Source organism: Halomonas sp., from assembly GCF_031581305.1.
In the GTDB taxonomy this organism is placed as follows: domain Bacteria; phylum Pseudomonadota; class Gammaproteobacteria; order Pseudomonadales; family Halomonadaceae; genus Halomonas.
Genome location: NZ_JAVLBC010000113.1, coordinates 1 through 10,474 on the forward strand (window position 1 = coordinate 1; position 10,474 = coordinate 10,474).

The 10,474-nt window shown below is 68.5% G+C and carries 9 protein-coding genes, 1 tRNA gene and 1 pseudogene; 4 read left to right on the forward strand and 7 right to left on the reverse strand.

Annotated elements, in window-relative coordinates:
• Nucleotides 1-1,478: pseudogene (locus RI841_RS10500) on the reverse strand (phosphoribosylformylglycinamidine synthase); the annotation flags it as partial.
• A 157-nt stretch (nt 1,479-1,635) separates the two neighbouring features.
• Between RI841_RS10500 and mltF the strand changes: the two are divergent.
• A complete protein-coding gene (gene mltF / locus RI841_RS10505) occupies nt 1,636-3,099 on the forward strand; it encodes a membrane-bound lytic murein transglycosylase MltF (RefSeq protein ID WP_310705555.1) in 1,464 nt (487 codons plus the stop codon).
• On the opposite strand, the gene tadA is transcribed toward mltF, so the two are convergent.
• A complete protein-coding gene (gene tadA / locus RI841_RS10510) occupies nt 3,100-3,585 on the reverse strand; it encodes a tRNA adenosine(34) deaminase TadA (RefSeq protein WP_310705556.1) in 486 nt (161 codons plus the stop codon).
• Between the two features lie 84 nt (nt 3,586-3,669).
• Here tadA and RI841_RS10515 point away from each other — a divergent pair, with 84 nt between their 5' ends.
• Both RI841_RS10515 and RI841_RS10520 read left to right on the forward strand, forming a co-directional pair.
• Nucleotides 3,670-4,485 (forward strand): acyl-CoA thioesterase II, encoded by an 816-nt coding sequence (locus RI841_RS10515; protein ID WP_310705557.1) that lies wholly within the window; start codon nt 3,670-3,672, stop codon nt 4,483-4,485.
• 42 nt (nt 4,486-4,527) lie between these two features.
• Nucleotides 4,528-4,603 (forward strand) — tRNA-Thr (locus tag RI841_RS10520).
• Between the two features lie 175 nt (nt 4,604-4,778).
• Here the strand turns inward: RI841_RS10520 and RI841_RS10525 are convergent.
• The 3 genes from RI841_RS10525 to RI841_RS10535 form a co-directional block, all read right to left on the reverse strand.
• A complete protein-coding gene (locus tag RI841_RS10525) occupies nt 4,779-5,189 on the reverse strand; it encodes a site-specific integrase (RefSeq protein WP_310705558.1) in 411 nt (136 codons plus the stop codon).
• 115 nt (nt 5,190-5,304) lie between these two features.
• Nucleotides 5,305-6,579: a Y-family DNA polymerase gene (locus tag RI841_RS10530; protein WP_310705559.1), complete on the reverse strand. Its 1,275-nt coding sequence runs from the start codon at nt 6,577-6,579 to the stop codon at nt 5,305-5,307.
• Nucleotides 6,576-7,034, reverse strand: a complete 459-nt coding sequence (locus RI841_RS10535) for a translesion error-prone DNA polymerase V autoproteolytic subunit (RefSeq protein WP_310705560.1) — start codon at nt 7,032-7,034, stop codon at nt 6,576-6,578. Before RI841_RS10535 ends, RI841_RS10530 begins: the two co-directional genes overlap by 4 nt.
• Nucleotides 7,035-7,169: 135 nt before the next feature.
• Here RI841_RS10535 and RI841_RS10540 point away from each other — a divergent pair, with 135 nt between their 5' ends.
• Nucleotides 7,170-9,134 (forward strand): acyl CoA:acetate/3-ketoacid CoA transferase, encoded by a 1,965-nt coding sequence (locus tag RI841_RS10540; RefSeq protein WP_310705561.1) that lies wholly within the window; start codon nt 7,170-7,172, stop codon nt 9,132-9,134.
• Between the two features lie 60 nt (nt 9,135-9,194).
• Here RI841_RS10540 and RI841_RS10545 read toward each other — a convergent pair whose 3' ends face one another.
• Nucleotides 9,195-9,650, reverse strand: a complete 456-nt coding sequence (locus RI841_RS10545; RefSeq protein WP_310705562.1) for a YbaK/EbsC family protein — start codon at nt 9,648-9,650, stop codon at nt 9,195-9,197.
• A gap of 225 nt (nt 9,651-9,875) precedes the next feature.
• A partial coding sequence (locus RI841_RS10550; RefSeq protein WP_310705563.1) for an autotransporter outer membrane beta-barrel domain-containing protein occupies nt 9,876-10,474 on the reverse strand: 599 nt, incomplete at its 5' end.

The following is a 10,474-nucleotide window of genomic DNA, read 5'->3' on the forward strand; positions in this document are numbered from 1 at the left end:
ATCACCTCCTGGGCGCGGCGTTCCATCTCGGGGTTGCCGCGCTGCACCGAGGCGAAGTCCAGGTCGGCGCTGGAGGCCCCCGAGGCCATGGAGGAGGCCGCGCCGCCACCCAGGCCGATCAGCATCGCCGGGCCGCCCATCACGATCAGCTTGCCGCCGACCGGGATCTCGCCCTTCTGGACATGGTCGTCGCGGATATTGCCGTAGCCGCCAGCGAGCATGATCGGCTTGTGGTAGCCGCGGCGCTCGATGCCATCGTGCCCCAGAGCCTCCTGCTCGTAAGTGCGGAAGACGCCGGCGAGATTCGGCCGGCCGAACTCGTTGTTGAAGGCGGCCCCGCCGATGGGACCTTCGAGCATGATCTCGAGTGCCGACTGGATGCGCTCGGGCTTGCCGTAGTCGAAGGCCTCCCAGGGCTGCACGAACTCGGGGATGCGCAGGTTGGAGACGGTGAAGCCGGTCAGGCCCGCCTTGGGCTTGCCACCGATGCCAGTGGCGCCCTCGTCACGGATCTCGCCACCGGCGCCGGTGGCCGCCCCCGGGTGCGGCGCGATGGCCGTGGGGTGGTTGTGGGTCTCCACCTTCATCAGGATCTGGATCGGCTCGTGGGCGGCGCCATAGACGGCGCGCTCCTCGCCCTGGCCGGTGAGCGGCGCGGGGTAGAAGCGCGGCGCCTCACAGCCCCGGATCACCGCGGCGTTGTCGCTGTAGGCGGAGAGGATGTCGCCGGGCGAGCGCTCATGGGTGTTCTTGATCATCTTGAACAGCGAGCGCTCCTGGGCCTCGCCGTCGATCAGCCAGTCGGCATTGAAGATCTTGTGGCGGCAGTGCTCGGAGTTGGCCTGGGCGAACATCATCAGCTCGACGTCCGTGGGGTTGCGCCCCAGGTCGCGAAAGGCATCGACCAGGTAATCGATCTCGTCCTCGGCCAGGGCCAGACCCAGCTCGGCATTGGCGGTAATCAGCGCCTCGCGCCCCCCCTCGAGCACATCGACGCTGCCCAGCGGCGCCGGCTCGTGGTGGACGAAGAGTTTGGCGGCGTCAGAGGCATCGGCGAGCACGCTATCGGTCATGCGATCGTGCAGCACGGCCTGGATCTGTACGAAGGCGGCCTCAGAGAGGGTGCCGGCGACCTTCACCCGGTAGGCGACACCGCGTTCGATGCGACGTACGCGCGCCAGCCCGCAGTTGTGGGCGATGTCGGTCGCCTTGGAGGACCAGGGCGACTGGGTGCCGATGCGCGGCACCACCAGGAAGAGCTGGCCCTCGGCGCGGCCGTCCTCCCCGCGCACCGGGCCGTAGTCGAGCAGCTGCTCCAGCAGGCGCCGCTCGTCGTCCCCCAGGTCGCCGTCATGGTCGACGAAGTGGACATGGTCGGCACGCAGAGACTCGACCTCGGGAACGGATGCGCGCAGGGCGTCCAGCAGCTTGGCATGACGGAAGGCAGATAGGGCGGGCGCGCCTCGCAGTTCGAGCATATCCTGGAGCCTCTGAAACGGGGGAGAATTCGGGGCCGCAGCCGGCGGCAACGAGCACACATGATACTGGAAAGCACCGGGCGCGAGAAATCGGCGTAGGTGACAGCTGACCGCGGGCTGGTTAAGGTTGAAGATCTCATCGACGCTTATCACCCACATGTCCGCATTCCCGACCGACCCTGCCCGTCGCCAGTGGCGCGTGGCCGTCCTGTTGTTCAGTGCCCTTCTGCTGGCGCTGCTGCCCGGGCGTTACGGTACGCCCGAGGGCCCGCATCTGAGGGAGGTATTGGCACGCGACTTCCTCAGCGTGCACACCCGTAACACCCCCACCACCTACTACGAAGGGCGCCAGGGGCCTACCGGCTTCGAATATGAGCTGATGCGGCGCTTCGCCGACCATCTGGGGGTCAGCCTGACCCTGGATGCCGATCACCATATCCAGGGTGTGCTGGAGGCCGTGCGCAAGGAAGGGGACCTGGGCGCCGCTGCCCTGCCCCTGGACCCGACGCTGGACGGCCTGCTTTTCAGCCGACAGATCATGCTGCTGCAGCCGCTGCTGGTCTATCGCCGCGGCTTGCACCCACCGGAGACGATCGCCGAGCTGGAGGGGCTGGAGATCGGCACCCTGCGCGGCTCCGGCACCGATCGGGTGCTGCGCGAGCTGCAGGCCGAACACCCGCGACTGAGCTGGAAGGAGGCCGGCGAACTGGAAGTGGCCGAGCTGCTTGGCCAGGTAGCCCGAGGCACCCTGGATGCCGCGGTGATCTTCGAGCACCAGTTCCGTCTCAATCGGCTGTTCTTCCCCGAGGTCGAGGATGGCTTCACCCTCGGTAAGCCACTCTCCCTGGCCTGGGCCTTCCCCGCCGGACGGGGCCTGGGGTTGGTCAACGCCGCCAACCGCTTCCTCGACGACCTGCGCCGCGACGGCAAGCTCGAGGCCCTGATAGCCAACTACTTCGGCCACGACGCCTACCTGGAGTATGTAGGCGCCCGCACCTTCATCGCCCATGCCCGCAAGCGCCTACCGCGCTATACCGAGCTGTTCCGCGAGGCCGCCCGCAACACCCGCTTCGACTGGAAGCTGCTGGCCGCGCTGGGTTACCAGGAGTCCCACTGGAAGCCCGAGGCGACCTCCCCTACCGGCGTGCGCGGACTGATGATGCTGACCAACGCCACCGCCGGCGACCTCGGCGTCGACAACCGGCTCGACCCTGCCCAGAGCATCCATGGCGGGGCCCGCTACCTGCGCCAGCTGATCGAGCGGCTCCCCGAATCGATCACCGGCGATAATCGGCTCTTCATGGCCATGGCCGCCTACAACGTCGGGCTGGGCCATCTCTACGATGCTCGCAAGATCACCGAACAGCGGGGCGGTGACCCGAACCTGTGGCGCGACGTGCGCGAGTCGCTGCCCCTGCTCCAGGAGCGCGAGTGGCACAGCCAGACCCGCCACGGCTTCGCCCGGGGCGGCGAGCCAGTGATCTATGTGCGCAACATCCGGCGCTACTACGAGATCCTGGCCTACCTGGACCGCAGCCAGGAGCAGTTTCACGAACTCAATGCGCGCCTGCCCGACGAGGAGGAGAGCGCCCTGTTCGAGCAGGTGCCGCCCGTCCTCTAGTCAGCAGTCCCCGCCTGCCTTGTGCCCGGTGCCGTCGCGGCGCGCGGCGAAGAAGTCCCGCAGCAGGCGGGCGGCGCGGCCGGCCAGCACCCCGCCCTCCACCGAAACTCGGTGGTTGTACCAGGGCTGGGCGAAGAGGTTGGCCTTCGACTCCGCCATGCCACTGCGCGGCTCGGCGGCGCCATAGACCAGCCTCGCCAGACGAGCATGGATGATCGCCCCGGTGCACATCAGGCAGGGTTCCAGGGTCACGTAGAGGGTGCAGCCGTCCAGCCGGTAGTTGCCGAGCCGCTCGCCGGCATCGCGCAGCGCCCGGATCTCGGCATGGGCGCTGGGGTCGTGCGCCCCCACCGGGGCGTTGAAGCCGGCGCCGACGATCTCGCCCGCGGCGTCCACCACCACCGCGCCCACCGGCACCTCGCCGGCAGACAGGCCCCGCCGGGCCTCGTCCAGCGCCCGGTGCATGTAGAACTCGTCGCTGCGCACTGTCGTGAACTCCCGTAGACTGGATGGTATTCAGACGATCGTATGATACCGATGGCCGGCACGCCATCGCCCCGGAGGAGACCGATGAAGCCCGATGCCCTGAACGCCCTGGTAGACCTGCTCGGCCTGGAGGCCCTGGAGAAGAACCTGTTCCGCGGCCGCAGCCAGGACCTGGGCCTGCCCCAGCTGTTCGGCGGCCAGGTGCTGGGCCAGGCCCTCTCGGCGGCCAGCCAGACCGTCGACCCGGCCCGCCAGGCCCACTCACTGCACGGCTACTTCCTGCGTCCGGGGGATCCGCATCGCCCGGTGGTCTACCAGGTCGACGCGGTGCGCGACGGCGGCAGCTTCACCACCCGCCGGGTTACGGCCATCCAGAAGGGACGGCCGATCTTCTTCTGCAGCGCTTCCTTCCACGGCGAGGAACAGAGCATCGCCCACCAGCCCGCCATGCCCGAGGGCATTCCGCCCGAGGCGCTGGCGGACGGCAATGCCCGCCTCGAGCGCTTCCCCGGCCACCCCATCGAGTTCCTGCACCTGGGCGATGAGGCCGAGACCGGCCGACCGGCACGCAAGCGCCTCTGGTTCCGGCTGGTCGGCGAGTTGCCCGATGACCAGGCGCTGCAGCGCAGCCTGCTCGCCTACAGCTCCGACTTCAACCTGCTGACCACCGCCCTGGTGCCCCATGGCATCGACTTCCGCGACCCGCAGCTGCAGATCGCCAGCCTCGACCACGCCCTCTGGTTCCACCATGACGTCAGGGTCGACGACTGGCTGCTCTACGACATGGACAGCCCCTGGGCCGGCGGCGCACGGGGCTTCGCCCGCGGCAGCATCTACGATCGCCAGGGCCGACTGGTCGCCTCCAGCGCCCAGGAGGGGCTGACCCGGCTGCGTCGCTGACGCCTGGCATCGGGCCCTAAGCGGCGCTACCATGCCCCCTGCGCCGCAATAGCTCAGCTGGTAGAGCAACGCACTCGTAATGCGTAGGTCGGAGGTTCGACTCCTCTTTGCGGCACCAGACAATTCAATATCTTAGGCCGTTTCCTCTCTCTGAGCCCGGGTCTCACGTGACCAGATCGTGACTCATGTCCCCCAGTTGATCCGCGGGTCCCTTGCGTCCCGGCCCTCCCTTTCATCGAGTCTGGCGACGGCGGAACGCACGTTCTCCGGCGCCAGATGAGCGTATCGCTCGGTCATGGTGATCGTGCTGTGGCCGAGCAGTCCCGTACTTCGGCCAGGGGCACGCCAGCTGTCACCAGCCAGGCGGCACAGGTGTGACGCATGTCGTGGATACGGAAGTTCTTCAGCCCCACCTTCCGGCACACCGTCGCCCAGGTGGTCTTGAGGCTCTTGATCCGCTCCCCCTGCGGCGTGCAGAACACCCAGGGCGAGTCCCCACAGTGTCGCATCCTGAACGCCAACCGGCTGGCGATCGCCCGACGGGCACTCTCATTCAAGGGGACGCTGCGCCGACGCTTGGCCTTGGTGTGTTCGGCCTCCAGATGGATCAGCTTGCGCTTGAGGTCGACACGCGACCCTTCCAGGCCCAGCAACTCGCCGCTGCGGCAACCGGTGACGACGACGTTCGTGTCCTTCATGCGCATGGCACTTCTCCCTGTCCATGGCCTTCCGGCGCGACGAATGGCCCGCCGGTGCGCCCCAGTGTAGCCAATCGCCCCGCCGCGGGAGCCGCACAACGCCCCGGTTTCCGATACTTTTTCAGCGCGTCTTGACCCGCATCAATTCGTCCCAACGGGTGGTGTAGCGCGGGGTCCGCCGCTCGCAGCGCAGCGCCCAGGCAGTACCCCGGCGCGGCAGGCCGAAGCGCACGGTATCGCGCCCCATCTCTCGGTTGAGCCGGTCCATTGTCGCCATCAGCCGCTGGCTTCGGCCACGCTCGGCCTCGCTGCGCGGCGCCAGCAGCGAGAGCTGGTGGCGGTCGGCCTCCACCAGGTCGAGCAGCATCACCCCGCACTTCTGGTAGCGCACCCCCTCGAGGAAGATCGCCGCCAGCCCCCGGGCGGCGGCCGCAAGCAGCTCCCGGCTGTCGTCGCTGGGGGCCGGCAGCGCCACCACCACGCTGTTGCGGTACTGGCGCTCGCCGGCCAGGTGCGGGTTGCTGCGCACGAAGACCATCAGTGCCCGGGCCTGGCTGCCCTGGCCGCGCAGTTTCTCGGCGGCCCGGATGGCGTGCTGGCGCACCGCCTCCTGCAGGTCGGCAAGGGCGTCGGTCAGCCGCCCGAAGGAGCGCGAGACCATGATGCGCTGGCGCGGCTCATGCACGTCGTCGAGCACGATGGCCGGGCAGCCGCGCAGCTCCCAGACGATGCGCTCCAGCACCACCGAGAAGTGGCGGCGAACCTGCTTGGGGTCGGCCTCGCGCAGCTGCCAGGCGGTATGGATGTCCATCAGCGCCAGCCGCTCGGCAGTGCGCCGCGCCACGCCCCACAGCTCGGTCACCGGCAGCGAGGCGAGCAGGGCACGGGTGGCGGGGCCGTCGGCCTCGAGCCGACAGACGCCCTCGAAGGCCGCCTGCTTCTTGGCCGCGTGGTTGGCCACCTTGGCCAGCACCCGGGTGGGCGCCAGCCCCACGCAGACGGGAATGCCGGTATCCCGGCGTACCGTCTCGCGCAGCCGCTGGGCATGCGCCTCCAGGCCGGCCGGGGCAAAGCCGGAAAAGCCCACGAAGCTCTCGTCGATGGAGTAGGCCTCCACGTCCGGCGAGAACTCGGCCAGGATCCGATTGACCCGCCGGCTCATGTCGCCGTAGAGCGCATAGTTGCTGGAGAGCAGCACCGCCTGGCGGCGGATGGCCGGCGGCAGCAGGTGCATGGGCGCGCCCATGGCCACGCCCAGCGCCTTGAGCTCGTTGGAACGCGCTACCACGCAGCCATCGTTGTTGGAGAGCACACCGACCGGGCGACCCTCCAGGCGCGGGTCGAAGGCCCGCTCGCAGCTGACATAGAAGTTGTTGCAGTCGACCAGGGCGATCATGCCCCGCCCCCCGGCAGGGCATGCAGCACATGGGTGACCACGCCCCACACCTCGCATTCGCGACCCGCCAGGGGGATCGGCGCGAAGCGCGGGTTGCTGGCCATCAGGAAGGTCCGCTCACCGCGACGCGACAGGCGCTTCACGGTGGGCTCTCCGTCCACGGCGATCACCACCACCCGCCCGGGCAGTGGCTCCAGGCTGCGGTCCACCACCAGCAGGTCGCCGTCGTGGATGCCGTCGCCGAGCATGGAGTCGCCCTCGGCCCGCACGAAGTAGGTGGCGGCCGGACGGCGCACCACATGGGCGTGCAGGTCGATCTCCACGTCCAGGTGATCGTCGGCGGGGCTCGGGAAGCCGGCCCGCACCCGGCACCCCATCAGCGGCTGGGCCGCGTCGCCAGGCACCGGCACGGCGCGTCCGATCACCCGGGCGGTGGTAGACATCGACAACATCATGGGCCTCTCCACTCAATACTGTACATATCAACAGTATTCGACACTTATCCCCTGCCTGGCAAGCCCTGCCGGCACGCCATGACGCGTGCTACCGTGAAGGAACCATCACAACGAACGATCATCAGGACGCCCGCCGTGCCCCATCCGTTGCTCTCCCGTCAGCCCTTCACCGCGAAGGGCAAGGTGGTCTCCGCCCGCGAGGCCGTGGCCCTGATCCGCGACGGCGATGCCCTCGCCACCGGCGGCTTCGTCGGCATCGGCTTCGCCGAGGGGCTCGCCGTGGCCCTGGAGGAACGCTTCCAGGAGACCGGCGAGCCCCGCGACCTGACCCTGATGTATGCCGCCGGCCAGGGCGACGGCAAGACGCGCGGGCTCAACCACTTGGGTCACGAGGGGCTGGTGGCGAAGGTGATCGGGGGCCACTGGGGGCTGGTGCCCACCCTGCAGCGCCTCGCCATCGAGGGGCGCATCCAGGCCTGGAACCTGCCCCAGGGGGTGATCTCGCACCTCTTCCGCGACATCGCCGCCGGCAAGCCCGGCACCCTCACCCGGGTGGGCCTCGGCACCTTCGTCGACCCGCGCCTGGGCGGCGGCCGGATCAACGACGTCACCATTGATGAGCGCGTCTCGCTGCTGCCCATCGACGGCGAGGAGTACCTCTTCTATCGGGCCCTGCCGCTGCAGGTGGCGCTGCTGCGGGGCACCACCGCCGACACCCTGGGTAACGTCAGCATGGAGCGCGAGGCCCTGACCCTGGAGGCGCTGGCCATCGCCACGGCGGTGCGCAACTCCGGGGGCGTGGTGATCGTGCAGGTGGAACGGCTGGCCGAGCACGGGACCCTGCACCCCAAGGACGTGAAGATCCCCGGCATCCTGGTCGACTGTGTGGTGGTCTGCGAGGATCCGGCCCACCACTGGCAGACCTTCCGCACCGCCTATAACCCGGCCTTCTCCGGCGAGATCCGCGCGCCCATGGCGACGCCCGAGCCGCTGCCGCTCTCGGCCCGCAAGATCATCGCCCGGCGCGCGGCCTTCGAGCTCAGGCCCAACAGCGTGGTCAACCTGGGGATCGGCATGCCCGAGGGCGTCGGCGCGGTGGCAAGCGAGGAGCGCCTGCTCGAGCACCTGACCCTGACCGCCGAGCCCGGCGTGATCGGCGGACTACCGGCCGGCGGGCTCGACTTCGGCGCGGCACTGAACACCCAGGCGATCATCGACCAGCCGGCCCAGTTCGACTTCTACGACGGCGGCGGGCTCGACATCGCCTTCCTGGGCATGGCCCAGGTGGACGGCGCGGGCCACGTCAACGTCTCTCGCTTCGGCCCGCGGCTGGCCGGCGCCGGCGGCTTCATCAACATCAGCCAGAACGCCCGCAAGGTGGTGTTCATGGGCACTTTCGTGGCCACCAGGGAGGCGCTCGCCATCGTCGACGGACGGCTCGAGGCGCCTCCCGGCGGCCAGGGCAAGTTCGTCGCCGAGGTGGAGCACCGCACCTTCAGCGGGAGCCTGGCCGCCGCGGATGGCAAGCCGGTCTGCTATGTCACGGAGAGGGCGGTGTTCGAGCTCACCGCGGAGGGGCTCACCCTCACCGAGATCGCCCCGGGGGTCGACCTCGAGCGCGACGTCCTGGCACTGATGGCCTTCACACCGCGGATGCCCGAACCGCCTCGGCTGATGGACACGCGGATCTTCCGCGAGGCGCCCATGGGGCTCGCCGAGGCGCTGCTCGACCAGCCACTGGCGCAGCGTTTCAGCCTCGACGAGAGCGAGGGCGTGCTCTTCATCAACTTCGAGCACCTGCGGATCGACTCACGGGCCGACATCGACGCCATCGAGCAGGAGGTCGAGCGTCGTCTCGCTCCGCTGGGCCGCCGGGTCCAGGCCATCGTCAACTACGACCACTGCCGCATCGATGATGCCCTGCTCACCCCCTACACCGAGATGGTGCGCGGCCTCGAGCAGCGCTTCTACACCCGGGTGACCCGCTACACCACCAGCGGCTTCATGCGTCGCAAGCTCGGCCACGCCCTGGAGGCGCGCGCCGTCTCGCCGCACATCTACGAGAGTGCCGAGGAGGCCCACCGGCACCTCAAGGAGTGACCTCAAAAGAGGTCAGAACTGAACAGGGCAAGAGCCGAACCCCAATGGAGCGGCCGGCTCCTACATCGCCACTTCCGCCGGCTTCACGAGCCGGTCGAACACGCCGTAGGCGAGTTGCATGACCTCATGGTGGTTGCCGGCATTGAAGGCGATGATGTCGGCTTGGGCCAGATGCGGCGAGACGAAGACCTCCAGGTCGAAGAGGTTGCCAAAGGGGGGCATGGCGCCGGGCTCGCAATCGGGGAAACGATCGCTGAACTCGCCCTCTTCGGCCAGCCTGACAGACTCGGCGCCGAGGGACCGGGCCAACCGGCTCAGGTCGATTCGATCGGTGGCCGGCAGCACCGCCAGCGCGAGACGGCCATCGACGTTGATCATGACACTCTTGGCGAAATGGCGGCCGGGCACATGAGCCACCTCGGCGACCTCCTGGGCGGTATAGGCCGGGGAATGCTGCTGTATGACGTATTTCACGCCGTTCTCGTCGAGAAAGTGCGTGACGCTTTCCATGGACATGGGGTTCATCCTCTCGTGTGTCGTTCAAGGGCCCAAGGATGAGTCTAGTTCAGCTTCACGCGCCATGGGGAAGCCACACCGTGGGGACGCGCCGTCTCGCCGCACACCTATAAAAGCGCCAAGGAAGCCCGCCAGCAGCTGAAAGCGTGACGGGCCCCAAAGCCGGAACGCAAGAGGCGGCTCCGTGGAGCCGCCTCTTGCGTGGTCAGGAAGGAGACGCTGGCATCAGAAGCGCACGTCGACTCCCAGGGTGGCACGGTGGTCCTCGTAGTCGTCGTTGTCGAAAGTGCCATCGTAGTTCAGCGACACGGTAGTCGGCATGCCGCCGGTCTTGAAGCTGCCCTCGAATCCGATGCCGGCGCGGATGTAATCGCTGTCGCGGCCATCGATGGGCGTGACGAAGGGCACGGCACCACCGGTGAAGCGGGTGTCGACGCTGGTCCCGTCATCCTCGAACTCCTTCACCCAGTGCACGTGGGCGTTGGGGCGCAGGAAGCTGTCGTCACGCACCATGGGCATGGAGACCTCGCCGCCGAGCCAGAGCGTCCTGGACTCGAAGTCCATGTCGTCCACTTCCATGGAAAGCACGCCGGCACCGCTCTCCTCGTAGCCTTCGACATCCAGGTCGAGGTACTGGTAGCGCGCGCTGGGCCCGGCGATCACCGGACCGAGCACGAAGTTGTAGCCGCTGCGCAGGGTGAGGCTCAGCTGCTCGCCGTCGGTGCTGCTCTCGGCCCGCTCATTGATGCTGTCGCCGATGACGATGTTGCGCTCGTTGTCGTAATCGAGCCAGGAGTAGCCGAGCACCGCGTCGCCGTAAAGGC